This is a genomic window from Lysinibacillus sp. UGB7 (assembly GCF_049058285.1).
Taxonomy (GTDB): Bacteria; Bacillota; Bacilli; order Bacillales_A; family Planococcaceae; genus Lysinibacillus; species Lysinibacillus sphaericus_B.
Genome location: NZ_JBMGUV010000052.1, coordinates 1 through 25652, shown reverse-complemented (window position 1 = coordinate 25652; position 25652 = coordinate 1). Strand labels below are relative to the sequence as shown.

The following is a 25652-nucleotide window of genomic DNA, read 5'->3' as shown; positions in this document are numbered from 1 at the left end:
TTAAATAGAGTTTCAAGATACAAGCAATTCGAAAAAGCAATTAAGAGAAGGAAGAAGCGTACCCTAGTACGTGACTGACTGAACGAATGAAGCTGACAAAGAAATGTGCTGTATATTGAAGGTCTACAAGGGTTTCAAGATACGAGTTGTTCGAGGAAGCAATTGAGAGAAGGAAGAAGCGTACCCTAGTACGTGACTGACTGAACGAATGAAGCTGACAAAGAAATACGATGTATATTGAAAGCCGATAATAGTCTAGTGATGATGGCAAAGAGGTCACACCCGTTCCCATACCGAACACGGAAGTTAAGCTCTTTAGCGCCGATGGTAGTTGGGGGCTTCCCCCTGTGAGAGTAGGACATCGCTAGGCGCAAAAAGTCGCTGCTGATACACTCAGTAGTGGCTTTTTTTAATATACATATAATTTGCCACTATATTGCTTGTTTACTTTTGTTTTTAAAAATTTTATATAAAGGCTTTTCTACACAATTTTGTGAGATTTTAGCCATCAACATAAAAAGGAGACATATCAACGTAAGAACCTTGTTGATATGTCTCTTTAGATATTTTAAACAGTTATTGCTCGAAGCTCAACACGACGAATTTTACCTGATGTTGTTTTTGGAAGCTCATCTAAAAAGACAATACTACGAGGGTATTTATAAGGCGCTGTTAACGCTTTAACATGCTCCTGTAATTCTTTAGTTATTTCATCCTCATCACGGTTTCTGAACCCTTCACGTAAGATTACAAACGCTTTAACAATATGGCCCCTTATTTCATCTGGAGCTGCTACTACAGCACATTCCTGTACAGCCTCATGTTTGTTTAAAGCATCTTCAACTTCAAATGGCCCAATTGTATAACCTGAAGAAATAATAATATCATCACCGCGACCTTCAAACCAGAAGTAGCCATCCTCGTCGCATTTTGCTTGGTCACCTGTAATGTACCAATCACCGCGGAAGGCAGCATGTGTGCGCTCAGGTTCACGATAATACTCTTTAAATAATGCTGGAGACGATTTGTGCACAGCAATATCTCCAACTTCTCCAACAGATGCTTCAATACCTTCATGGTCAATAATTCGCACAATATTACCAGGTGTTGGAATACCCATAGAGCCAGGTCGTAATTCGGTATTTTCGAGAGTGCCAATCAGTAGCGTGTTTTCTGTTTGTCCATAGCCATCACGTACTTTAAGCCCAAAGTTTTGCATAAATATTTCAATTACAGGACGATTTAATGGTTCCCCAGCGGAAACCGCACTTCGTAAAGCAGATAGCTCATACTCTTTCAGACTATCAATCTTCGACATTATGCGGTATTCAGTTGGTGTACAACAAAGGACATTTACCTTCTCATCTTGAATGAGCTGAAGATACGTTTTTGGATCAAAACCGCCATGATATACGAATGCTGTTGCTCCTAGCATAATTGTTGATAAGAATGGGCTCCAAATCCACTTTTGCCAGCCTGGAGCCGCTGTTGCCCATACTAAGTCGCCTTCACGTACGCATAGCCATTGAGAAGCCGCTGTTCGAATATGTGCATATCCCCAGCCATGTGAATGAACTACACCCTTAGGCTTACCTGTTGTACCTGAAGTGTAAGAAAGAAATGCCATATCGTCTCGTTTTGTTACTACTGCTGTAAATATTGCAGGTTGAGTGCTTGCTAATTCATCTAAAGAAGTCCAATTTCCAGTAGCGTTGCCAATGACTAACTTGTTATTTAAAGCGTATACTGTTGAAGTTATGCGGTCTACCTCACTAGTAAAAGTTTCATATGCAATAACTGCCCTTGCAGAAGAATGTTCCATACGATATTCTAAATCACTTGCACGTAACATCTCCGAACACGAAATAGGAACGATTCCCGCCTTTAAACAGCCAAGAAACACGAAATATGCTTCTGGTAGGCGTGGAATAATGACCAATACGCGGTCACCTTTTTGAAGCCCCTTCTTCGTGAAAGCATTTGCGTATTGATTCATTTTTTGAATAAGATCAGCATAAGAAATGTCACGACGTTGTTGTTGAGCATCTAGCCAACGTATTGCCTGGCGGTCACTATCTTGGGAAAATTTTTCTAATTCCTCTGTGATGTTATAAAGTTCTGGTGCGATTAAATCATTTGTTACCATATGAACATTCCTCCCCAAAACAAATTTAATTGAAAATTCTTGAAACTATTTATATTTTAACAATTGCAATAATATACAGCAAGAATATTTGATACATAAAATAGAAATATTAGATTTATTAGAGAACTATCAGGCGTTTGAGTAATGGGAATAACGGCTTCTATAATTAATATAAAAATTTTTATTAAAAAGGATTGCATAATTTACAATCCTTGCTATAATAATAAATGTGCTTAAGAGGTTGTTGAAAACAACTAAATAGTATTGTTCCGAAGTAGCTCAGTTGGTAGTAGCACCTGACTGTTAATCAGGTTGTCGCAGGTTCGAGTCCTGCCTTCGGAGCCATTTTTTTGCCCATTTTTAAGATAATATAATTTTTTTAAAAAAATTATCGAAAAAGGGTTGCATCATAAAAGAAATGATGTTAATATAAATCTTGTCTTGTTTGAGACATTAATAAATGGCCCCTTGGTCAAGCGGTTAAGACACCGCCCTTTCACGGCGGTAACACGGGTTCGAATCCCGTAGGGGTCACCATTTCCTAAGCGTTGTAGTAATGCAAAGGCTTAAAAAGAATAAATAAACTGTGAAGAAATTACACCTGTCTCTATGGAGGATTAGCTCAGCTGGGAGAGCATCTGCCTTACAAGCAGAGGGTCGGCGGTTCGAGCCCGTCATCCTCCACCATATAGTGTTTATTTCGGAGGGGTAGCGAAGTGGCTAAACGCGGCGGACTGTAAATCCGCTCCTTAGGGTTCGGCGGTTCGAATCCGTCCCCCTCCACCAGTTTTATTTTGAATGTTTGGGGTATAGCCAAGCGGTAAGGCAACGGATTTTGATTCCGTCATGCCCTGGTTCGAATCCAGGTACCCCAGCCATTTTCTTTTATGAGCCATTAGCTCAGTTGGTAGAGCATCTGACTTTTAATCAGAGGGTCGAAGGTTCGAGTCCTTCATGGCTCACTTTTCTATAATAAATATTTAAAAGTGTAACATTAACTACATATACTAATCTCTTACTGAAAACAGTAGGAGATTTTTTTTGCCTTCTTTATGTGTATAAAAATACAAAAATGTGTTGGGTTGAGCCAAGGGTATCATAGGCTTTACAATAGTTATATAACACATAGGGGGTATAAAATAATGAATAAACTTAGTATTTCAATTATTGGGGTGCCGACAGATTACGGACAAACACGTAGAGGAGTAGATATGGGACCAAGTGCCATTCGCTATGCAGGCATTGTTGATCGTTTAGAGGCGATTGGTCATGAGGTACAGGATCAGGGAGATATCCGTGTAAATCAAAAACAAGAAATTCCGCTTATTGATAAGCAGCTGTTAAATTTAGAAGAGGTTGTAGATATAAGTACTACTTTAGCAGACAGAGTAAATGAAGCAGTTGAACAGAAGAAGTTTCCACTTGTATTTGGTGGTGATCATAGCATTGCAATCGGCACGCTAGCAGGACTTGGGGAACATTATAAAAACTTAGGTGTTATCTGGTACGATGCACATGCAGATTTAAACACGCCAGATACAACACCATCGGGTAATATCCATGGGATGCCGCTAGCTGTTAGTATTGGTTTAGGACATGAACGGCTTGTGCAAATTCGAAACTATGCACCGAAAATTAAACCTGAAAATGTCATTATTATTGGAGCTCGTTCAGTAGATCCTGGAGAACGTGAACTGATTCGTCAACAAGGGATAAAGGTCTATACAATGCATGAGGTAGACCGACTGGGTATGACTCGTGTAATGGAGGATGCTCTTTCCTATTTAAAAGAACGAAAAGTAGATGGTTTACATCTATCGCTTGATTTAGATGGCCTAGATCCACTTTATACACCAGGAGTAGGAACACCAGTACCAGGTGGTATGACATACCGTGAAAGTCATTTAGCGATGGAAATGTTACAGGAATCTGGTATGCTTACATCTGCAGAATTCGTAGAGGTTAACCCGATATTAGATGAAAAGAATAAAACAGCAAATGTTGCAGTAGCATTAATGGGTTCATTATTTGGTGAGACCCTAGTATAATGAAAATTGTCAAAAAAATCCCTAATTTTGCATCGGATAAAAAATCTTTTGTTATAATTACTTAAAATGAAACTTTTCTTATCGATGGGTCGTATAGTATAAGACAGTTGTAAAGGTGGAGAAATTAACACAATGGATGCGTTAGTAAATAATAGAATAAAACAAGTGCTTAAAGGCGATCAAAACGCATTTGCCGATATTGTGAGTCTCTATCAGCACAAACTGTACCAAGTATGCTATCGAATGTTAGGCAATAAACAAGAAGCAGAGGATATTGCACAAGAAGCGTTTGTACGTGCCTACATGAACCTGCATACATTTGATCAAAAAAGAAAATTTTCGACATGGCTTTATCGCATAGCGACGAATCTCTGCATAGACCGTATCCGAAAGAAGAAACCCGATTATTATTTAGATGCGGAAGTAGCTGGTACTGAAGGGCTTGATATGTATTCCCAAATTGCAGCAGACGACCAGTTACCAGAGGAACAGCTAGAACAGATGGAGCTACAAGATCGCATTCAATATGAGATTGGACGTTTGCCGGATAAATATCGTTCAGTTATAGTATTGAAATATATTGAAGAATTATCGTTACAGGAAATTAGTGAGATTTTGGATATGCCTCTTGGAACGGTGAAAACGAGAATTCACCGCGGACGTGAAGCATTACGAAAGCAATTAAACAATCTGTAGGAGGGGGAGCATCATGAATATTTGTCCAGAGCATATTATAGACTATATGCATGATTATTTAGACGGTGACATTAGTCGTGAGCATGAGCAAGAGTTGAAACAGCATTTGCATTCATGTGGTGATTGCAAACAACTGATGCAGGAATTGAGTGAAACGATCGCCTTTGTGAAGAGTGCTTCCCATATTACAGCACCTCCGCATTTTGAAGCTGCAGTGATGGCTCGTTTACCCAAACCTAAAAGTCGTGTAGGCATGCAAAAATGGATTCGTCGTCACCCGCTCTTTGTGGCAGCGGCTGTTTTCTGTCTATTTATGAGCGCAACTTTACTTGGAAGCTTCATGGATGACCAACATTTCTCTGTTACGAAACAGCCGAATCTAGTTGTCGATGGGCAAACGGTCATTGTACCGAAAGGTGAAGTCGTCAAAGGAGATATCGTTGTAAAAAATGGCGATTTAATTGTTGAGGGGCAAGTAGATGGCAATGTCACTATTATTAATGGTCAGTACATGGCATCCTCGGCAGTGGTTACTGGCCAAATAGAAGAAATTGACCAAGCATTTGAATGGCTATGGTATACCATTAAAAATTCAGTTAAAGATGCTCTGGCATTTGAAGATAAAGAAACTAAATAACACTCTATACGTCCTACATGATAGTGCACGTGAGAGGCTGAAAAGTCTACTCTTTTTGAGTAGACTTTTTAATTGAAAAAAGTTACATTTGATAAGAGTGTGCTATACTTAAATGTGTATGGATTCGCAATGAAAAGTGGGGGATGCCACGTGCAAATAATCGAACAATTCACGGATTTGACACCAGTGAACATTGTTATTAATTTCATAGATGTACTGCTCGTTTGGTACGTTGTTTATAAAGTCTTAACCCTCATTAAAGGTACGAAGGCTGTCCAATTATTAAAAGGAATTTTCGTAATTATTATTGCGCGTATCGCAACAGACTTTTTAGGGTTAGAAACATTAGGGTGGATGCTAAAACAAGTGATCGAATTCGGTTTCTTGGCGATTATTATTATCTTCCAACCTGAAATCCGACGTGGACTTGAACAAATTGGACGAGGAAAGCTATTCCAACGTTCGATAAGTCAAGAAGAAGAAGAGAAGACAAGGCTTATCGAGGCTATGAAGAAATCCGTTAGTTATATGGCCAAACGTCGTATTGGTGCGTTAATTTCTATTGAAAAAGAAACGGGACTGAATGAATATATTGAAACTGGAATAGGCCTAAATGCTGAAATTTCGTCTGAACTACTCATTAACATTTTTATACCAAATACACCACTTCACGATGGAGCGGTTATTATGCAGAAGGATAAGGTAACGGCAGCGGCCTGTTATTTACCACTTTCTGAAAGCCCATTTATTTCGAAAGAGCTTGGTACACGCCACCGTGCGGCACTTGGCTTAAGTGAAGTGACAGATGCCATTACGATTGTCGTATCGGAAGAAACAGGAGCAATTAGTATTACATTAAACGGTAATCTACATCGCAACCTTTCTCTAGAGGAATTCGAAACACTGTTACGTAGAATGTGGTTCGGATCAGTACAAGAATCGAATACAGCCTCTAAGTTGACTTGGAGGGGGAAAAAGAATGGATAAAATGATGGATAGCCCTTGGGTGTTACGAATCATCGCACTTTTTCTAGCCTGTTTACTATTTTTCTCTGTTCGTACTGAGTTATCTTCAACAAACAAAACGACAACAAACGAACAGATGGAAGTGATTCGTGATGTACCCGTAGATGTTTTTTATGATGATGATAGTCTTATTGTAACGGGTATACCAAAAACGGTTAATGTCACAATTAAGGGACCAATGCAAATTGTTTTAAGAACAAAAGCAGTAAAGGATTTCTCGATATTTGTAGACTTAAATCACTTATTAATGGGTGAGCATAACGTAAAGCTGCAATACGAAAATATCTCTGATAAGCTACAAGTTACATTAGACCCAGCAACAATCAATGTGAATATTGAAGAAAAAGTCACGCAGGAATTCCGTGTTGATCCGGAGATGAATAACCGTTTAATTGACGAAGGTTATATATTAAAGGGCATGACTGCAAACCCAGCAACAGTATATGTCACTGGTGCAAAAAGCGCCGTTGAGAGCATAAGCTATGTTAAGGCGACTGTCACTGGTGAGCAGGGGTTAAATCAATCTTTCACTCAAGAAGCGGCAGTGAAAGTATTAGATCGAGATTTAAATAAATTGGACGTGACTATAGAGCCAGAAAGCGTTAAGGTACAAGTTGATATTGCAGAATATAGTAAAGAACTACCTGTTACGATGAATGAAATAGGTAAAGTACCAGATGGCGTAACTATTAATAATTTGACGCTGGATACTACAGCGATGAAAGTATATGGTAAAAAGTCAATTATTGATGTCCTAACCGAAGTGTTGATAGATGTGGACCTATCAAAAATTACCGAATCAAAAACATATGAATTTGATGTAAAATTACCAGAGGGTGCGACAAAAGTATCGCAACAAACGATAAAAGTTAAAGCAGATGTTACGAAGGTGGAAAAGGAAAGTAAGGAGGCTAAGGAAGATAAGGAATCTACGCCTAATTCAAACCCAGAGCCGAACCCAGAGCCTAATCCTAATCCTGAAGAAACTGAACCAACTACGAATACAGAAGATATTGATTCTTAAACAATAACTGACTATAATTTTAATTTGACTCAGTGATAACACCTGAGCAATCAATACCCTATTGGCTGAGTCCGCTAGGTGATGTCGTAGATTCATATCTAGACACATAGTTTATTTATACGGAATGCGACAAAGTGTGTTATACATGATTAAGAAACGACAGTAGCAGAGGGACTATGCATGGGAGTGTCATGTGCAGTTACGTTGGGGTGTAATTAATAGTTACTAGCAAATGAACGAAAATAGACTTTTCCAAAAGTAAGCAGACGAGCCGTCTAATGTCTACAAGAGACAAGCATGATATAGATCGTCCTGCATTGAAGGAGAGAACAATTAGAATGGGTAAATATTTTGGAACAGATGGCGTCCGTGGCGTCGCGAATAGTGAATTAACACCGGAATTTGCATTTAAACTAGGTCGCGTAGGTGGCTATGTTTTAACAAAAGATGCAACGGAACGTCCAAAGGTATTAATTGGTCGTGACACACGTATTTCAGGTGAAATGCTTGAAGGTGCACTTGTAGCTGGTCTATTATCGATTGGCGTAGAGGCGATGCGCCTTGGTGTTATTTCAACACCAGGTGTCGCTTATCTATCTCGAATTATGAGTGCAGATGCAGGCGTCATGATTTCAGCTTCGCATAACCCAGTTGCCGACAATGGTATTAAATTCTTCGGTCCTGATGGTTTCAAGCTAACAGATGCGCAAGAAGCAGAAATCGAAGCAATTCTTGATGCAGAAGTAGATACATTGCCACGTCCAATTGGAGCTAATTTAGGCTCTGTAAGTGACTATTTCGAAGGTGGTCAAAAATATATTCAATACTTAAAACAAACAGTAGATGAAGAATTTGATGGCATACATGTGGCATTAGACTGTGCGCATGGGGCAACATCTGCCCTTGCCACACATTTATTTGCTGATTTAGAAGCAGACATTTCAACAATGGGTGCTTCACCAACAGGCTTAAATATTAATGAAGGCGTTGGTTCCACACATCCAGAGGGCTTAGCTGCCTTTGTAACAGAAAAGGGTGCAGATGTTGGATTAGCATTTGATGGTGATGGTGATCGTTTAATCGCGGTCGATGAAAGCGGTAAAATCGTTGATGGTGACCAAATTATGTTCATCATCGGTAAACATTTGAATGCAGTTGGTCGCTTGAAAAAGCAAACAATTGTCTCAACGGTTATGAGTAACATGGGCTTCTATAAAGCGGTTGGTGAACACGGTATGCAAAGTGTTCAAACAGCTGTAGGTGACCGCTATGTCGTTGAAGAAATGCGTGCAAATGATTACAACTTAGGTGGCGAACAATCAGGTCATATAGTTTTCCTAGACTTCAATACAACTGGTGATGGTTTGTTAACAGGGATTCAACTCGTTAATATTATGAAAGCTACAGGTAAAAAGCTTTCTGAGCTTGCATCAGAAATGACAATTTTCCCACAGCGTTTAGTAAACGTGCGTGTAACAGACAAGCATGCTGTAACAGAAAATGCTAAGGTTGCTGCCGTTATTGCTGAAGTCGAGGCTGAAATGGCTGGCAACGGTCGAATTTTAGTCCGTCCTTCTGGTACAGAGCCACTTGTGCGTGTAATGGTGGAAGCTGCTACAGAAGCAGATTGCGAACGTTATGTAGAGCGCATTGCAGATGTTGTACGTGCTGAAATGGGTTTAACAGAATAATAAACATAGAAACTCGATTTCCGTTAGCAGGAGGTCGAGTTTTTTGCTTTTAGACGGGAAACAATTCGTTGAGGTAATTCCCACTTTAACACAATATCCATGTTTGAAATGTACGACAACGGGAACAGTAGTAAAGAGTCACAATAACAAGGAGTGTTGTATTGATATGGCTATAATTGCTACAGTAATTACGGATATGTTCGAGGATAGTGAATATACGAGCCCTAAAGCAGCATTAGAAGTGGCAGGTCATGAGCTTATAACAATTGATACGGAAGCAAATAAGGAAGTTAAAGGCAAGCATGGAGAAAAAGTAAAAATTGATAAAGGTATTGCTGAGGTTAAAGCCTCTGAATTCGATGCATTGTTCATCCCAGGTGGTTTTTCACCGGATATATTACGAGCAGATGATCGTGTGGTGGCATTTGTAAAGGAATTTATGGATGACATGAAGCCAACCTTTGCAATTTGTCATGGGCCTCAGCTACTCATTACAGCAAAAACATTGCATGGTCGTGACGCAACAGGCTACAAGTCCATTCGAGTGGACTTAGAAAATGCCGGCGCGATCTTCCACGATGAAGAAGTATTTGTTTGTCAAAAGCAATTAGTAACAAGTCGCACACCAGATGACTTACCAGCATTTAATCGAGAAATAGTAAAATTACTTGCCGATAAAGAAAACTAAGTTTAACTAGGCACAAGCAACAACTTGCTTGTGCCTTTTTTTGGTTGAGAACGAAAGCTATTGAGCTCATTTCTAGCATCGCTTTAGGAATACGCTAACACGCTATTTCCTAGATTTCGCTATAGTAGGCATAGTGTATCTAAAGAAAATCATTGCCCGAGTACAGATTTTCAGCAATATATTTTTAATGAGCGTATATAAAAATTTCTTTATAGCACATGGTTTGTCTACATTTTTGTCACGAAAAAAGAGCTTGAGTAGGAATTTTTTATAACGAAAATTTGACTGATAGCATATGATTGAGTATTATGGAGAAGTTGAAGATGAGGTTAGGCCTTATCTTTTAACGAGCGTATAAGGAGGGAAGAAAGCGCAAAATCGGAAAACAATTATAGCGCCTGAGCTGAAGAAATTGGACGGACACATCTTCAGCAGACGAGGTGGAGGTTTATCGAAAATTCGGCGGATGCCTCCCAATCGACATACCCGATTGTCATTTTTCATTTTGAAAGCATTTGAGTGATTGAATGTACAGAAAATGGAGAAGGTATAGTTACAGCGATAGATAAATAGGAATACTTCACGTATCGAAGCGGAGCACTATTCAGCTGGCTGAGTAGTACAATCATGTGCGCGTATTTGTATGCTTTTTTTATAAAAAATAAAGCACAACATATACGTCCACGTGAAAATTTCGATAGGTTGAGGTCTAGTTTGTCATTGCGTTAAATTGACAATATCGGAGGATAATAAATTATGTGTGGAATTGTAGGATATATTGGTGAAGTAGATGCAAAGGAAATATTATTAAAAGGTTTAGAGAAACTAGAATACCGTGGCTATGACTCTGCGGGTATTGCTGTACGTAATGAAGAGGGCGTTACCATCTTCAAGGAAAAAGGCCGTATTGCAGACTTACGTGAAGCAGTGGACGAGGATGTAGCAGCGAAAATCGGTATTGGTCATACTCGTTGGGCAACTCATGGTGTACCTAATCGTTTAAATGCACACCCTCATCAAAGTGCATCAGGGCGTTTTACACTTGTGCATAACGGTGTAATTGAAAACTATCACTTATTACAAAAAACGTATTTAAAAGGTATTCCGATGAAATCGGATACAGATACAGAAGTCATCGTGCAATTAGTAGAGTTATTTGTGAAAGATGGGCTGGAAACGGCTGAAGCATTCCGTAAAACATTATCTTTATTACACGGCTCTTACGCTCTAGCACTACTTGATGCAGAAACGGCTGACACAATTTTTGTAGCGAAAAACAAATCACCACTTCTTGTAGGTGTGGGCGAAGACTTTAATGTTGTAGCATCAGATGCAATGGCCATGCTACAAGTAACAGATCAATTTGTAGAATTACACGATAAAGAAGTCGTGATTGTACACAAAGGAAGCGTTCAAATTACAAAACTAGATGGCACTGTAGTAGAGCGTGCACCATACACAGCAGAGCTTGATATGAGCGATATTGAAAAAGGTACGTACCCTCACTACATGTTAAAAGAAATGGATGAGCAACCAACTGTCATCCGTAAAATTATTCAAGCCTATGAAAGCGAAACTGGGGATTTAGCAATTGATACAACGATTTTACAAGCATTACAAGACGCCGACCGCTTATACATTATTGCAGCTGGCACAAGCTACCATGCTGGTTTAATCGGTAAACAATATTTCGAAAAAATGGCAGGTATCCCAGTAGAAGTTCACATTTCAAGTGAATTTGGCTACAATATGCCATTACTTTCTGAAAAACCATTGTTTATCTTCATTACCCAATCAGGTGAAACAGCAGATAGCCGTCAAGTGCTTGTGAAAATTAAAGAGTTTGGCTACCCGACGTTAACAATTACAAACGTACCGGGCTCAACACTGTCACGTGAAGCCGACCATACTTTGTTACTACACGCAGGCCCAGAAATTGCGGTAGCTTCAACAAAAGCTTACGTAGCACAAGTAGCTGTACTTGCTGTAGCAGCCTATGTCACTGCCAAGGCAAATGGCAGAGGATTAGAATTCGATTTAAAACAAGAACTTGCGATTGCAGCAAACGGTATCCAAACAATTATTGATTCGAAAGATGTGCTAGAAGATATTGCAGAGGATTACTTAAAAATTGCACGTAATGCCTTCTTCATAGGCCGTAACATTGATTTCTGTGTTAGCCTTGAAGGTGCTTTGAAGCTTAAAGAAATCTCCTACATCCAAGCGGAAGGTTTCGCAGGCGGCGAGCTAAAACACGGTACGATTGCTTTGATTGAAGAAGGTACGCCTGTGTTTGCTCTTGTGACGCAGGAAGCGGTATCGCTAAACATTCGTGGGAATGTCAAAGAGGTAGCTGCACGTGGAGCCTATCCATGTATTATTGCAATGGCTGGGGTAGACGAAGACGGTGACCGTTTAGTAATTCCACATGTAAATGAATTATTAACACCGCTTGTATCGGTAGTACCATTACAACTAATCAGTTATTATGCAGCTTTACACCGTCGCTGTGACGTTGATAAACCACGTAACTTAGCTAAATCAGTGACTGTGGAATAAGCTTACTTTTAAAATGCAGTTGTGTGTTGATTTGAAATAAAGTCGTACCGTTTATAAAAAAGATGTACCGTTTAAAATAAAGTTATACCGTTTGTAAAAAAGTTGCACCGTTTTACCCCTTTGGATAATATTAATCTAAAGGGGTGTTTTTATGTCAAAACGAACTAGAACATCTAAAGCCGAAAAGTGGATTAAAGAAGGTCGAGGCTCTGGAGTTGGAGTGGATTATAAACCATGGTTAAACATTCAAGATGTGTCTTCGAAAGGTCGGTCTACACGTTTAAAAGGTATTAAAACAAATAGACAGCATGAATTTCTATCAGATTTGGAACGAAATTACTTTTATTTAACTGAATATTCGGATTCTGTTGTTGATATTCGAGAACAATTTCCTTTATTGCCGTTGGAAGAAACAATTGTCATTGCAGATGAATTAGGTCTTAAACATCCTACAGACCCAAAAACAAATGAGCCAGTTGTGATGACAACGGATTTTTTATTAACAGTAGATAAAGGTGAAGGTTTAGCAGAAATCGCAAGAACCCTCAAGATGAAAGACGAGCTTTTAAAGGAGCGAGTTATTGAGAAATTTGAAATAGAACGGGTTTACTGGGAACGTCGACAAGTTGATTGGGGCATTGTAACCGAGTTAGAGATTTCTAAAGAAATGGCTCGGAATATTAGTTATATTCATGACTATTACGATATTCAACAATATGATGCTTTTCAAAATATAAGTTCTCAGCATATTGAAGATTTAGCAATGGCATTGTTACAAAGAATATTAAACGAAAGCCAATGTATTAGAGAAATTACTAATGTATTTGATAAAGAGACACATATGCCTTTGGGAAGTGGTATGACGCTATTTTATCATTTACTTTCGCAGAAAATTATTCGGGTAGATATGCTAGAGCTGTTAAACGTAGAACAACCTATTGTTATCCAATCAATTGATGAAAGCAAGTTGAAGAAGGTGAAATACGGATGATTTATATTAACCAAGTGCTTCAATCTGTAAAAGATTCAACACGTATTCGTATTATAGAAATTGAAGAATCTTATGTATATATCGTTAATATCGACGCCAACACATCGATGCCTAAAAAGGAGCTGTATTCTTCGCTAATAACGGATATAGAACAAAAAGAATGGCTTATTATAACTGATCCTTTTGCGCGTGGTGTAGCGGAAGAAGACTTAACTAAGGTACAAATTCATAAGCGAGATAAAGACTGGGAAATCATTCAAACGTATTGCCTAGAACATATGAATAGTTTGCTTCAGAAGAATGGTAGAGAAGTAAAAATTAAAGAGATAGCTGAAGAATTGAATGTTACACCAACGAAGGTCAAAAAATTACTTAGTCGTTATTGGCAGCGTGGCATGAATAAAAATGCAATGTTACCCGATTATGCAAACTCAGGCGGTCGAGGAAAAACTAAAAAGCTAAGTCATGATAAAGTTGGTCGTCCACGTAGAGTAACTATAAACGGTGAATATCGAAGTGGCATTAATATAACTGATGAGATTAAAACACAGTTTGATCATGCCATTAATAAATATTACCGCAAATCTAATAATTATTCTTTAAAAGATGTGTATCATTTTATTTTGCGAGATTTTTATTCAGATCGCTACAAAGAAAACGGAGAGATACAATATCGTATTTGGGAATCAAATCGTATTCCATCCTATCATCAATTTTACTACTGGTTCAAAAAGATTGAAGATCCAAAGAAAGATATAGAATTCCGTAAAAGTGCTAAGGAATATGAGTTAAAGCACCGTCCAATTATAAGTAATTCCAAAGTAGAAACGAATGGACCTGGGACGCGTTTTCAAGTTGATGCAACAATTGCAGATATATATTTAGTTAGCTCTTTTGATGTAAATCGAATTATTGGAAGACCTGTTGTTTACGCAATAGTTGATGTATATTCACGAATCGTCACAGGAATATATGTAGGTTTAGAAGGCCCATCATGGTTAGGTGCAATGATGGCTTTAGATAATATGGTTGCCGATAAGGTTGAATTTTGTAAGCAATATGATATTGAGGTTACCAAGGAGCAATGGCCGACCAATCATCTACCGGAAATTATTATTGCAGATCGAGGCGAATTTGAAGGTTATGCAGTAGCTGGTCTTATTAATAATCTAAATATCAAAATTGAAAATACAACAGCTTATCGAGGAGATTTAAAAGGTATTGTTGAGCGCAAATTCCGTACGATTAATGGCAAAGTGAAACAAAAAGCGCCAGGTGCTATCCAAAAAGAATATCGAGAGCGAGGAGACAGGGATTACAGGCTAGATGCTACGTTCAACTTAAAAGAGTTTACTGCATTAATCATTACAATGGTATTGCATCACAACCATAAAATCATCGATAAATATCCAATGGAAAAAGAAATGATTACAGATAGTTTAGTACCAACGCCTATTAACCTCTGGAATTGGGGCATCCACAATCGAAAAGGTCGTCTTCGTACAGTAGATAGAAATATTTTGCGCTTAAATGTGCTACCCCGTGGTAAAGCAACTATTTCGAGAGCAGGCATTAAATTTAAAAATTTACTGTATGGTTCAAAGCGAGCGATTGAAGAACAATGGTATGCAAAGTTGAAAAACAAAAGTATTGATATTGCGTATGATCCACGTCATTTAGACAAAATTTATATTCCGAATGATAACGGATTAGATTATGAAACGTGCATTTTATTAGAGCCAAGTCAGCAATACAAAATGGATTTTCTAGAAGAAGTCGTTTTCCAGCAACAACTACGAAATGAATTAGAGGAAGAGGAACGCTCTAAGCAAGTGCAACTGACAATTAATACAGATACGATGATGGATCAAATTATTAAGGCAGCAGAGCAAAAGAAAAAACAAGCCTTACATCAACCAACAAGTAAAAAACAAAAACTAGCTGCGATTCGAGATAATAAAGCGAATGAAAAACAAGCTAATCGCGAGGAAGAAAAATTTGATTTGTCACCCAATGTAGCTGAACAATCAACAGAAATCATAGATTTTACATCAAGAATAAAACTAGAAGAGCAACCACAAAAGAAATCACCTTCACGTCTTATGGAAAAATTAAAGAGGAAGCGAGATGAGGAATTTGGAAAAGATGAATAATGTAGTCTTAAAAGGAGATATGGAAGAAGCAAGTTATAAGACTCAGATGCTTACTGAATATGCTCATAATCCTTTTATTGAAGCCCTACCGCCAATCTTTGATGAAGATGATGTGTTGGATCGTTTTATGGTGACGCCACGTATTAGTGAACAAGAGAAGAAGAGTGCAGCGAATATTCGTTATCATGTTTTAAAACGTGTGAAAAATTTCATTCAGCCGTTGCCAATCCATTTTGAAGTAGAGCGTCGGTTATCGACTTTGATTCGTCGTGGTTATTTAGCCCGTAATCCGTTAGATAAATTATTCCTTGAACGGATTCGAATATTGCATCACCTACGAGAGGATGAAGAGCAGGCACATCAATATATTGATGAACGCTTAAACCATATTCGTTCAACAGCAGATAGTCTATCGATTATTGGCATCTCAGGAATCGGTAAAACAACCGCAATTGAACGTTTGTTGTTAATGTATCCGCAAGCCATTAAGCATGAATTGTATGAAGGACAGCCTTTTAATCGTACACAGATCGTTTGGCTTAAAATAGACTGTCCGTATGATGGTAGTTTATCGACTTTATGTAAAAGTTTTTTCAAAGCAATTGATGATTTATTAGGTACACGTTATTTAGAGAAATTTGGCTATTTAAATCGTGTTACCTCAACAATGTTATTACACATGACATCACTAGCGAGTATGTATGGGATTGGCGTTCTTGTCATTGATGAAATTCAACATTTGCTACATTCAAAAAATGACCAGGAAGAAATGCTAAATTTCTTTGTGACATTATCAAATACAGTAGGTATACCAACAGTATTAATTGGTACCTCAAAAGCACAACAACTATTTAAAGGAAACTTAATGGCAAATTTCGTTATTTTAGGTGCATCAGCCGGTGGCGTAACATAAATTTTTCCGTTTTTATATTCTGATTTTACGCCAGAAGCGGAAATAACATCATCAATTTTGATGCGCTCGTACCATTGCTTAGGCGATGGAGGAGCCATTTTATACTTTTTCGATGAAACTTCAGCAATAACTTGGTGCTTTTCTCCACCAAACGCATCTGCCCAATCTCCAATAGAACCCGGATTAATCATCGTTACTGTTTGACCGCTAGAACTTTTATAGCGATAGGTATTCCCAATACTTGCATTCGTATTACTGTTGACTATCTCCGTATATCCATCAAAGTACCATTTTGAAACCCCATTTAAATTTGGTGTCACATTAAGTTCAGTCCCTATTGGAACGGATTCATCATCAACGTTGATAGCGGCGAATGCATATGGCGTTAATGTTGAAAAGAAGATAAGTATGGCCAAAAAGGATAGCCATACTTTTCTCCGCATAATTCCATTCATTTATACACTCCTATTGTTGTTTTTCTACATCAATCCAAAAGAATTCCATCCTTTGATTTGTTCCTATTCTAACATTGTAATCCCCAACTTTTTCACTGGATGCATTACCTCTAAATTCACGTTGGGAATAAAGTACATCTTTTTCCAACGCATAGGCTTCTCTAGCTTCTTTAGCTTTCTCATCAATCATTGTGTCTAAAGACGATAATTCGGGAAAAGCAAGTTTGAATAACTGACGAGTTAAGGCAACTGTTTTTTCACTTGTGAAATCTATTGCAAAGCTTACATTATTTGTCTTAGTATTGAGTGAAATTAAGATTTGAGTTGGTAAGAAACCTGGTGGTAATACTCTTACAAAATCAGGCTCCTCTAAAATGATTTCACTGTTAACAGATTTATATTGGAAATCTGTTTGCTTAACATAATCTGCACCTTCTATTAACAATTTTTTGAAACGTGCATTGTTAAAAGCGATCTCTCTCGGTGCCGAACTTTCATCATTGATGTCATATAGCTTTTTGTCGTTTGCTACTACTTTATTGAAATCCTCATAAGACATATCCATGCTTAATTTAGGAATCTCTTTTTCAGGAACTTCAACTGGATTTTCAGTTGATTTCTCATAATTTAAAGCTCGATATAAGAACACTGCATAATGTGCTCTTGATAATGACTCATTCGGTTTGAATGTACCATCATCGTACCCCGTAGTAACACCCGCTTCGAAAAGAGCAGCAATTGCTTTTCCTTCGTCAGACGTTTTCGATACGTCTTTAAAAGTGTGTTGCCCCTTAGCAGTTAAGCCAAAAGCATTTGCTAATACTAATGCCATTTCTCCACGAGTTAAATCTTTCGAAGCATTAAAGTTACCCTTAGAGTCTGCTTTAATAATGCCTGTTTGTTGTAACTGCATGATAGCTTCATAATATGGATGTGATTTCGCAATATCTGTATATTGCTTTAATGATACTTTTGGCGTTAGTGTTTTCACACGTTGAATAAGTACAGCAGCATGTTGGCGACTAATCTTCATATTTGGTTTAAAAGTATTGTCGTCGTAACCAGTGATAATACCTTTATCTCGCATTTGGTGAAGAATATCGTAATAAACATGTGTACTTGGAATGTCTTTGAACGGTGTGCTGTATGTACTTGCAGCATCAACATTTACCGTTGTTGCTGGAATAACTAAAGCCGGTGTTACAACGCCCACAGCAAGTGCAGCTACTAATGTTTTGTTTAATGAATGTCGAATAAAATTTCTTTTCATATTAAACCCTCTTTTCGATATATTTCAGAAAATGTCAATAAATAACCCCTTCCTTATTACACATTATTATACCATATTTTTCCATAATTTGCAACAACCATTGTTATATTATTTTGTATTTATTTCGCATTTTCATACAGAAATACCAAAAAATCATAAAGTTGTACTACGCATGTACTTGTAAAAAAAGAAAAAAACCCCGCTTTAAATAAAAATTAGGTGTGTTTTGACATATTACGTCTTGTACACCATCAATTATCCAAAGCGGGGTTTTCCCGTAGGTTTTTGTATGTAATTTGATAATAATATACTACCATTAAACCTAAATACTAGCAATATAAAAAGTGATACTGTCCTTGTTCATATTTCAACAATCGTAAACGCCTTTCCTTGTTATATGTTTTTGGATAGTTCCGTCAGAAAGTTCCTTTATCAGGCTTTGACTTAATTCAATTAGACTTGTTTCTGAGTGATACCATTGTAATTGTAATTTTGTATCTAACTATCTCCTTACCGTTAGGCTTCGCCCTTCACATGCTTGAAGAACTCATTGGACTGCAACTTTCTCATTCCTTGAGGTGGGGATCTTCTCACTTAAAATGATAAAAAGTACACTAGACCAGCAATGAGCAAACTAATTACTCCAATTACAGCAGAGTATGCTCCGAGTTTTGTTCTAAAACTTCTATGTTCTACAGTCTCTGAATGATAATTTCCTCTTTGGTCACCACCATTTGTCCAAGCTCCAATACTAAGTCCTGAAATAATGATACAAATTACGCCTAAAATAATAAAAAAGTTCAACATTAAAAATCCTCCCATCCAATTTAATTTTCTAATCAGGTTCATCTATTAATAAACAAAAGTAGTACAAACCGTTTGATAGTTTGCACCACTTATGTTTAAAATGTTTTAATTGTTATCTGTTATTTGTTAATTTCAAAGTCCAAACTGAACTAGTTCCACGTTTTAAAGTAACAGTAGTTGTTACTCCGATGAAGTGAACAGCATCAATTGATACAGCAGAGTAATTTGATGGTAGGTTATATGTGAAAGTATTTGATGTAGGATTTTGAGTATATGTAGTATTACTTGATCCTAATGTACTTCCTCCATTTGCGCCATACTTAACAATTCTGTTTGATAAAGAGACGCTACTATCAGAAATATTCCATCCACCATTGACTTTAGTTAATTTTGCATATGTAGTTCCACCTGAAGTTTGAGAAGTTGTATAGTAGAATCGACTATAGGCCTGGACACTAATTGAAGAATCCCAATCTGAGGCACCTGGATCAAATTCCGCAAATGGCGTGATTGAAGATGTTTCATCTTCTAGTACAACATCATTGAAAACAGTTACAACAACAACTTGATCACCAGTTTCATTGTTCTCTTCTAAAATTTGAGCTGTTTTATACTGCTTAGTTTTCATCGTTTCATCAGAATCTACCTCAGAATTGCCTAATTCTCTTAATTGGTAATTAGGTATATCAGTGATTCCGTTCTTCGCATCTTTGTAAGCTTCTTCGATGCTTTTTTCAACACTACTTGCAGCTTTAGCTGAACTTCCACCGACATTAAAGAAAGCAAAAGTGGCATATAAAGCTACTAATCCAAATAAAAATTTCTTCATAAAATTATTTCCTCCTTTTCTTAATATGTATAAATCGTAGCATAAGAGGATAATATTTGTAAATATTATTTTGGTAGAATGTTCTAAAAAGTCGGACTATTAAGAGTACTTAAACGTTGATAAATCTACATTTATGATATATATATTTTTTAAAAAAAGAAAGCATCCACAAAAAACAATCTTAAATTAATATCCAGATAATAGTAATAATATGTTTATTATATTTCGAACCCCTTTTATTTAGTTTAATTACCAACTTTCTTGTTGGGTTTCCTAGTTAGGACTCAAGATTAGATCGTGAATACGAATCGGCAAGGTATTTGAGTGAGGATTGAATCGCAATGCTGTCTATTTCTTTTAACCTAACTAATTCTTTCTTTAGTTGTGTTAATCGAGAAGAACAAAGAACAATCAGTTGTCTTAAGATTTCCCAAAACTCTTTTAGATAGAGTCGACACAGACAAAAAGCGAAAGGGTTTTGGTACTCGTACACAAGCTATTTTTCATTTACTACAAATAGCACTCGAACTGTCCGACAATCGAGATAGCAAGTAAGCCATCCCTTGTTCGAAGGCGATTCATCCCCCACCTCTCCCACCACCGTACGTACGGTTCCGTATACGACTGTTCAATATTCTTCCAATTCTTCAGAACGCACATTCGCATCCTTCTTTTAATCCAGATATCTAATGCCTTAAAGATTTCTATTTAAATATCGGACAAAACAAAGATGCGAAAAACCTTTATCTTCGTGAATAGGATTAACCCGAGTGTAATAGCCATCTTGAAAGAGATGTAAATGCAAGTATCAGCTTGCTAAAACTAGACATATAATTGGTACTATCTATAGAGACAGGGACTGTCCTTAAAGCTTGGTAATATAGTTAGCTAGTAGAAGTATCTAGTTCCAAAGAAGCCCCCATCTCAAACAACCCGTATGGGTATTAAGTGGGGGGTAGTTCGAAGTTACTTAGTCATATGGTTAATTGTGTACTCTATCCCATTTACATCAACCCAAGTATCTTCATAATCAGTTAGTAAAACATGAGAACCATAGACTTCACTAAACGCATAAGCCTTGTGAGCTTCTAATGTAAGCGGCTTTTCTTCATTTACTAGAGGTATACTATTCTTTAACAGTAGGTAGCCTGCAATGAAGCGGATAGGCTCTTTAGAGCTAATGTATTCATGCTTGCCTATCGAGAACCGTTTAACACTTTTGTCACTACTACATTGAATTGCTTTTACCTTGAATTTTTGCCCCTTTTGCAATTTTCGTAAGGTTATACCATTACGACTGCACGCATTCGCTGTTTCTCCTATAACTTCTAGCACTCCGTAATGAATTGAAGGATTTTGGTGAGCAATGCCCTTTACGAAACGCCCTTCAGTTAGTTCAGCAATGTCGTCATTAATGGCCAGTAGTGGATATACGTCTCCAATCTCTACCTTCTCGTCCATACATTTGACTAACGCTCCATTTACCATTTTATAAATGCTAGTGTTTAGGTGAAAAGTTAGTGTAGAAATGGGTAAGTTTGCTTGATTATTTGCTGAAGAATTACTTTTAGTAGCTGTCATTTTGGTGATTCTCCTCTTCTCTGTACAGATAACCGTAGAATACAGCTTAGTCTGTTTATAATTTGTCCTCAATTGTCCATATTGTGAATTGCTTTATATTTTTAACAGCACTCCGAAAAAAGTCTCCCTCTTCAAGCATGTGAAGGGCGAAGCCCAACTGTAAGAGGAAGACTTCTTTCGGTTAGGCTTTTATCTTTGAGTTTTCCACATATCATAGTATAATCAGTCTTATGTTTAGGAAAGGCTGTTATATCAATGGTTTTAGATAGTAATAATCATTCAGTATTCTCAATGTACTACCATCTTGTATTAGTTGTAAAGTATCGCAGGAAAGTTATAAACGATACGATTTCAAATTATTCAAAAGAGATGTTTGAACGTATTGGCGAGAAGTATAATATCTCGCTAGTTGAATGGAATCACGACATTGATCATGTCCATATTTTGTTCAAAGCTCATCCTAATACAGAGTTATCCAAATTCATTAACGCTTACAAAAGTGCAAGTTCTCGACGAATCAAAAAAGATTTCCCACAAGTAAAAAAGGAACTTTGGAAAGAAATGTTTTGGTCAAGAAGTTTTTGCTTATTAACTACTGGTGATTCTCCCATAGATGTAGTCAAAAAGTATATTGAAAATCAAGGGATGAAATGAGGTGATTTGATATGACTAAACATAATAAAGCCTATAAATTTCGACTATTACCAACAACAGAACAGGGCGTTTTGATCTGCAAGACATTCGGTTGTGTACGATTCACGTACAATAAAATGTTAGTGGAACGCAAGGAAACTTATGGAAAATACAAGGAAAATCAAGCAACGCTTAAAAAACAAAAATTCCCTACTCCCGCTAAATACAAAGACGAGTTTCTCTTCCTAAAAGAAGTGGACTCATTAGCATTAGCGAATGCCCAGCTAAATTTACAAACTGCCTATAATAATTTCTTTAATGGTCAAAACGACTTCCCTACGTTCAAAAGTAAAAAAGATAAAAAATCTTATACAACGAATGTCGTCAATGGAAACATAGAGCTTACAAATGGTTATATTAAATTGCCAAAGCTAAAACTGGTCAAAATCAAACAGCATAGGGAAATCCCTGCTGATTATAAAATAAAATCTTGTACTATTTCCATGACAGCTACAGGGAAATACTACGTTTCTGTGCTAACAGAATACGAACAAGATATTAGGCCTAAAACAGTAGAAAATGTAGTTGGCTTAGACTTTTCTATGTCTGAATTGTACGTTAGTAGCGAGAATGAGATAGCCAATTATCCTCGCTATTATCGTCAAATGTTAGACAAGTTAGCAAAAGCTGGGCGCATTCTATCTAAGCGAAAGAAAGGCTCTATTCGTTGGAATAAGCAACGAATAATAGTTGCCGAGCTACATGAAAAAGTAGCGAACCAACGCAAGAACTTCCTTCATCACAAATCAAAAGAGTTAGTTTCCAACTTTGATGCTGTAGTGATAGAAGATTTGAACATGAAAGGCATGTCCCAAGCCTTTCGCTTCCGATACCATCTCGAATAAATCTATTTCCTGAATTGAAATTTGGAACAGAGCTTGTTCTTTTCCAAAGGTTAAACACAGTTTTTTCTAAACTTGAGAAAGAAAGTATCCATAATCAAGAAGCATATTCTAAAACGGTATTAGGTAAATCAGTTCTATTAACTAATGAAGTTATTGGTGAAGAAAGAGTGGATATTCTTTCTTCATATAATAAATCCCATTTAGATGATAGTAATTACAGAGTTTACAGAATGAGTGAAGATGCAATTGATTCAAAAATCGATAATAAATCCATTTTTCTAACAATTTATCCAGAGGATAAAACAGATTATATTTTCAAGAAATTTACTACAGATATTAATTATAGGGATTTCTCAATTTACTACAATCAAGAAGAACAATTGAAAAATGTAAGATTGTTTAAGGGTAAAGGCCAAGGAATAAAAATGTATTTAGAAGCTTTAAATGTAAATATTGAAGAATTTGATAGATTCAATAAAATAATTATAATTTCATTTACTAATGAGAGCCTTACTATAATGGAGCATATGCAGGAGCACTATAATTTTGATTATAGTAATAATCTTATTTTAGAGGAAATACATGTTGATATTTGGGAAAAACGCTTAAAAAGCGCATTACAAAGACTAGAAAAAAACTCTACTGCAATAAAAATAATTGAGGACTTTGAGCATGAAACAGTTAATTCCTTTAGTGAAAAAGAAATTGAAGAGGTACTAATACAAAAGTATGATGTAGTACCACTCGATCATTCACAAATATCAGCAATAACAACAATATTAAATAATAGGTTAACTCTTTTATGGGGACCACCTGGAACAGGTAAAAGTCATACCATCGCTAACTTATTACTATTTAAATATTTGTCTCAACCAGAACAATTAAAAATATTACTACTTGGTAATTATGATGCAACTGATAATATAATGGATAGTACAAGAAAATTACTCGATTATGAGGACGTTTCATTTGTTAGAGTTAAATCACTTGGAAGAGCAAACGGTAATTTTGAAGAAATGAATAATTCATACCTTCGGGAATTTGAGATTGGCGAAGATAGTAAGGAAATTGTTAAATTAGAATACAAATTCCAGGTATTTTCATGTACTCCTCAGCAAGTGGAGAAGGTATTTGTAAATAATTCTGCAAGAAAATTTAAATTTGATTTGATTATTGTAGATGAAGCATCGCAAATGGACGTAGGGCATTTTATTCCTGGTCTTATAAAAGCTGGTCCTGATACTCAGTACTTGTTTGCCGGTGATGATTTACAGCTACCCCCTGTATTACAGGTAAGAATGGAAGAAGCTAAAGAAAATTTTTATAGCTCTATTTATGATTATTACAACCTAGAGTACGGGCCAGCATACCCAGAAATTAAGAAGGAGCTATTATACAATAGGCGTTCGAATTATCCAATAGTAGAGTTTAGCAAAATAGCATTTGGATATCCTCCTAACTATAAAGCAGCTGATGAAAACAAACGTGGGGAAATAAACTTTGAAGAACTCTTAAATAAGGAAAACTTTTATGATAAGGTACTTGATCCAAGTGAGCCTATAGTTATGCTAACGTATAAAGATGGTATAGCTCATCAATCAAATGAATTTGAGGCCTTGGAAGTAGTTCAAATTGTTAAAAATGCATGGGAAAAAGGATTAAAAAATATTAAAGGTAAGAGATATGATATTCTAGAGTTCTTTGATAAAGGGATTGGTATAATTGTTCCACATAGAGCTCAGAGAACCTTGATACAGTCAAAATTACATGATTATTTTATTAAAGATAATCAACATAATTTTGATGAAGAAACAATGGAAATACTTCCGAGTAAAGTTACTTCATCGGTTGATACTGTAGAGAAGTATCAAGGACAACAGAGAGATATTATGATTTGTAGTTATGTTCTTGGGGATCCAGATTTAATCGCACAAGAAGAAGAATTTATATTCAACCCAAATAGATTAAATGTTATTATTTCAAGAGCAAGGTTTAAGATGATTGTGTTAGCTTCGGATGAATTATTAACATACTCGAGTGATAACCTGAAAGTTGTGGATAATCAAAGGTCCTTACATCAACTAATGGAGTATTGTGAAGTAAGGAATGTTATTAACAATGAAAAGTGGGTCAATAAAAATGGAAAGTTTAGAGTTAGAACTTTTTAATGTTTAGTTTTAAACAAGTATATTATTAGTAAATGAAAGAATACGTTTTAAAGCAGTTAAGATGATAAAAAAGTTGATTTTAAAAGATTCTTGAAAAGTTTTGATCAAACTTTTTTATAAAAATTGACTTCATTTGAAAATGTAATTTCATCATTTTGATCGAACTTTTTTATAAAAGTAAATTTTGGTGATATTGATATATCAAGGTTTTTACCACCTTAATTATCAGACTTTTTTACAAAGCTACATGTGTTGTTTTATTAAAAAAAAGATCGTTACTTGAAAAAAAGAATGTTACTGAAGCTTTGAAATAAAGTTGCGATGAAACACCCCTTAGATTATTTTTATCTGAAGTGACCCCTAAAAGTTAGACACGGTTATTTCATTAGGCAGCGGGTTGGGCATGAGTCCGATATTGTATTGGACTCATGC

At 36.5% G+C, this 25652-nt stretch carries 17 protein-coding genes, 6 tRNA genes, 1 rRNA gene and 2 pseudogenes; 21 read left to right on the top strand and 5 right to left on the bottom strand.

The annotated features are described in order from the left end of the window. The first annotated feature begins 254 nt into the window (after positions 1-254). Positions 255-370, top strand: a 5S ribosomal RNA gene (rrf, locus tag ACOMCU_RS26590). Positions 371-568: 198 nt separating this feature from the next. Here the strand turns inward: rrf and mbcS are convergent. Then, on the bottom strand, positions 569-2146 hold the full coding sequence (gene mbcS / locus ACOMCU_RS26585) for an acyl-CoA synthetase MbcS (protein ID WP_421052044.1): 1578 nt from the start codon (positions 2144-2146) through the stop codon (positions 569-571). Between the two features lie 268 nt (positions 2147-2414). Between mbcS and ACOMCU_RS26580 the strand changes: the two genes are divergently transcribed. From ACOMCU_RS26580 to ACOMCU_RS26500, 17 genes and pseudogenes are all read left to right on the top strand, one after another. Beyond that, positions 2415-2491, top strand: a tRNA-Asn gene (locus ACOMCU_RS26580). Between the two features lie 117 nt (positions 2492-2608). Then, positions 2609-2683 (top strand) — tRNA-Glu (locus tag ACOMCU_RS26575). 74 nt (positions 2684-2757) lie between these two features. After that, a tRNA-Val gene (locus ACOMCU_RS26570) sits at positions 2758-2833 on the top strand. 15 nt (positions 2834-2848) lie between these two features. Continuing rightward, positions 2849-2932, top strand: a tRNA-Tyr gene (locus ACOMCU_RS26565). Positions 2933-2949: 17 nt separating this feature from the next. After that, positions 2950-3024: transfer RNA gene (locus tag ACOMCU_RS26560), tRNA-Gln, on the top strand. A gap of 11 nt (positions 3025-3035) precedes the next feature. Continuing rightward, a tRNA-Lys gene (locus ACOMCU_RS26555) sits at positions 3036-3108 on the top strand. A 180-nt stretch (positions 3109-3288) separates the two neighbouring features. Then, positions 3289-4194 carry an arginase gene (gene rocF, locus ACOMCU_RS26550; protein ID WP_421052042.1) on the top strand — a complete coding sequence of 302 codons (906 nt, stop codon included), beginning with the start codon at positions 3289-3291 and terminating at the stop codon, positions 4192-4194. 132 nt (positions 4195-4326) lie between these two features. Further along, positions 4327-4890, top strand: a complete 564-nt coding sequence (gene sigW / locus ACOMCU_RS26545) for an RNA polymerase sigma factor SigW (RefSeq protein WP_010860575.1) — start codon at positions 4327-4329, stop codon at positions 4888-4890. Between the two features lie 13 nt (positions 4891-4903). Then, a complete protein-coding gene (locus tag ACOMCU_RS26540) occupies positions 4904-5527 on the top strand; it encodes an anti-sigma factor family protein (protein WP_010860574.1) in 624 nt (207 codons plus the stop codon). Positions 5528-5677: 150 nt separating this feature from the next. Continuing rightward, the gene (gene cdaA, locus ACOMCU_RS26535) at positions 5678-6514 is read left to right on the top strand and encodes a diadenylate cyclase CdaA (RefSeq protein WP_010860573.1); all 837 of its coding nucleotides are present in this window, start codon (positions 5678-5680) and stop codon (positions 6512-6514) included. Then, positions 6507-7577, top strand: a complete 1071-nt coding sequence (locus tag ACOMCU_RS26530; RefSeq protein WP_421052041.1) for a YbbR-like domain-containing protein — start codon at positions 6507-6509, stop codon at positions 7575-7577. Before cdaA ends, ACOMCU_RS26530 begins: the two co-directional genes overlap by 8 nt. Before the next feature lie 338 nt (positions 7578-7915). Continuing rightward, positions 7916-9268 (top strand): phosphoglucosamine mutase, encoded by a 1353-nt coding sequence (gene glmM / locus ACOMCU_RS26525; RefSeq protein ID WP_010860571.1) that lies wholly within the window; start codon positions 7916-7918, stop codon positions 9266-9268. Positions 9269-9434: 166 nt separating this feature from the next. Continuing rightward, the gene (locus ACOMCU_RS26520; protein WP_036131667.1) at positions 9435-9956 is read left to right on the top strand and encodes a type 1 glutamine amidotransferase domain-containing protein; all 522 of its coding nucleotides are present in this window, start codon (positions 9435-9437) and stop codon (positions 9954-9956) included. A 756-nt stretch (positions 9957-10712) separates the two neighbouring features. Beyond that, positions 10713-12515 carry a glutamine--fructose-6-phosphate transaminase (isomerizing) gene (glmS, locus tag ACOMCU_RS26515; protein WP_010860569.1) on the top strand — a complete coding sequence of 601 codons (1803 nt, stop codon included), beginning with the start codon at positions 10713-10715 and terminating at the stop codon, positions 12513-12515. A 151-nt stretch (positions 12516-12666) separates the two neighbouring features. Continuing rightward, positions 12667-13506, top strand: a complete 840-nt coding sequence (locus tag ACOMCU_RS26510) for a heteromeric transposase endonuclease subunit TnsA (RefSeq protein WP_054768624.1) — start codon at positions 12667-12669, stop codon at positions 13504-13506. Continuing rightward, positions 13503-15659, top strand: coding sequence for a Mu transposase C-terminal domain-containing protein (locus ACOMCU_RS26505; RefSeq protein WP_421052039.1), 2157 nt, complete (start codon positions 13503-13505; stop codon positions 15657-15659). The genes ACOMCU_RS26510 and ACOMCU_RS26505 overlap by 4 nt, the downstream gene beginning before the upstream one ends. Further along, positions 15634-16521, top strand: a pseudogene (locus ACOMCU_RS26500) (ATP-binding protein); the annotation flags it as partial. The gene ACOMCU_RS26505 and the pseudogene ACOMCU_RS26500, both read left to right, overlap by 26 nt. A gap of 516 nt (positions 16522-17037) precedes the next feature. Here the strand turns inward: ACOMCU_RS26500 and ACOMCU_RS26495 are convergent. The 4 genes from ACOMCU_RS26495 to ACOMCU_RS26480 form a co-directional block, all read right to left on the bottom strand. Further along, positions 17038-18297 (bottom strand): S-layer homology domain-containing protein, encoded by a 1260-nt coding sequence (locus ACOMCU_RS26495; protein ID WP_421052038.1) that lies wholly within the window; start codon positions 18295-18297, stop codon positions 17038-17040. 594 nt (positions 18298-18891) lie between these two features. Next, positions 18892-19104, bottom strand: a complete 213-nt coding sequence (locus tag ACOMCU_RS26490; protein ID WP_421052037.1) for a DUF5316 family protein — start codon at positions 19102-19104, stop codon at positions 18892-18894. 112 nt (positions 19105-19216) lie between these two features. Beyond that, entirely contained in the window at positions 19217-19933 is a 717-nt protein-coding gene (locus tag ACOMCU_RS26485) for a hypothetical protein (RefSeq protein WP_421052036.1), read from the bottom strand. Between the two features lie 966 nt (positions 19934-20899). Continuing rightward, a complete protein-coding gene (locus ACOMCU_RS26480) occupies positions 20900-21514 on the bottom strand; it encodes a hypothetical protein (RefSeq protein ID WP_421052035.1) in 615 nt (204 codons plus the stop codon). Positions 21515-21769: 255 nt separating this feature from the next. Here ACOMCU_RS26480 and tnpA point away from each other — a divergent pair, with 255 nt between their 5' ends. From tnpA to ACOMCU_RS26465, 3 genes and pseudogenes are all read left to right on the top strand, one after another. Then, a complete protein-coding gene (tnpA, locus tag ACOMCU_RS26475; RefSeq protein ID WP_421052034.1) occupies positions 21770-22168 on the top strand; it encodes an IS200/IS605 family transposase in 399 nt (132 codons plus the stop codon). An 11-nt stretch (positions 22169-22179) separates the two neighbouring features. Further along, positions 22180-23034, top strand: a pseudogene (locus tag ACOMCU_RS26470) (RNA-guided endonuclease TnpB family protein); the annotation flags it as partial. A 32-nt stretch (positions 23035-23066) separates the two neighbouring features. Then, a complete protein-coding gene (locus tag ACOMCU_RS26465) occupies positions 23067-25220 on the top strand; it encodes a DEAD/DEAH box helicase (protein ID WP_421052032.1) in 2154 nt (717 codons plus the stop codon). The last annotated feature ends 432 nt before the right edge of the window (positions 25221-25652 follow it).

Coding starts and splice junctions, on each gene's coding strand:
- ACOMCU_RS26530 (WP_421052041.1), top strand. CDS start 6,507: ATGGATAAAATGATGGATAGCCCTTGGGTGTTACGAATCATCGCACTT.
- ACOMCU_RS26540 (WP_010860574.1), top strand. CDS start 4,904: ATGAATATTTGTCCAGAGCATATTATAGACTATATGCATGATTATTTA.
- ACOMCU_RS26505 (WP_421052039.1), top strand. CDS start 13,503: ATGATTTATATTAACCAAGTGCTTCAATCTGTAAAAGATTCAACACGT.
- glmM (WP_010860571.1), top strand. CDS start 7,916: ATGGGTAAATATTTTGGAACAGATGGCGTCCGTGGCGTCGCGAATAGT.
- glmS (WP_010860569.1), top strand. CDS start 10,713: ATGTGTGGAATTGTAGGATATATTGGTGAAGTAGATGCAAAGGAAATA.
- ACOMCU_RS26495 (WP_421052038.1), bottom strand. CDS start 18,297: ATGAAAAGAAATTTTATTCGACATTCATTAAACAAAACATTAGTAGCT.
- ACOMCU_RS26480 (WP_421052035.1), bottom strand. CDS start 21,514: ATGACAGCTACTAAAAGTAATTCTTCAGCAAATAATCAAGCAAACTTA.
- ACOMCU_RS26490 (WP_421052037.1), bottom strand. CDS start 19,104: ATGTTGAACTTTTTTATTATTTTAGGCGTAATTTGTATCATTATTTCA.
- mbcS (WP_421052044.1), bottom strand. CDS start 2,146: ATGGTAACAAATGATTTAATCGCACCAGAACTTTATAACATCACAGAG.
- sigW (WP_010860575.1), top strand. CDS start 4,327: ATGGATGCGTTAGTAAATAATAGAATAAAACAAGTGCTTAAAGGCGAT.
- rocF (WP_421052042.1), top strand. CDS start 3,289: ATGAATAAACTTAGTATTTCAATTATTGGGGTGCCGACAGATTACGGA.
- ACOMCU_RS26485 (WP_421052036.1), bottom strand. CDS start 19,933: ATGAAGAAATTTTTATTTGGATTAGTAGCTTTATATGCCACTTTTGCT.
- ACOMCU_RS26510 (WP_054768624.1), top strand. CDS start 12,667: ATGTCAAAACGAACTAGAACATCTAAAGCCGAAAAGTGGATTAAAGAA.
- ACOMCU_RS26520 (WP_036131667.1), top strand. CDS start 9,435: ATGGCTATAATTGCTACAGTAATTACGGATATGTTCGAGGATAGTGAA.
- tnpA (WP_421052034.1), top strand. CDS start 21,770: ATGGTTTTAGATAGTAATAATCATTCAGTATTCTCAATGTACTACCAT.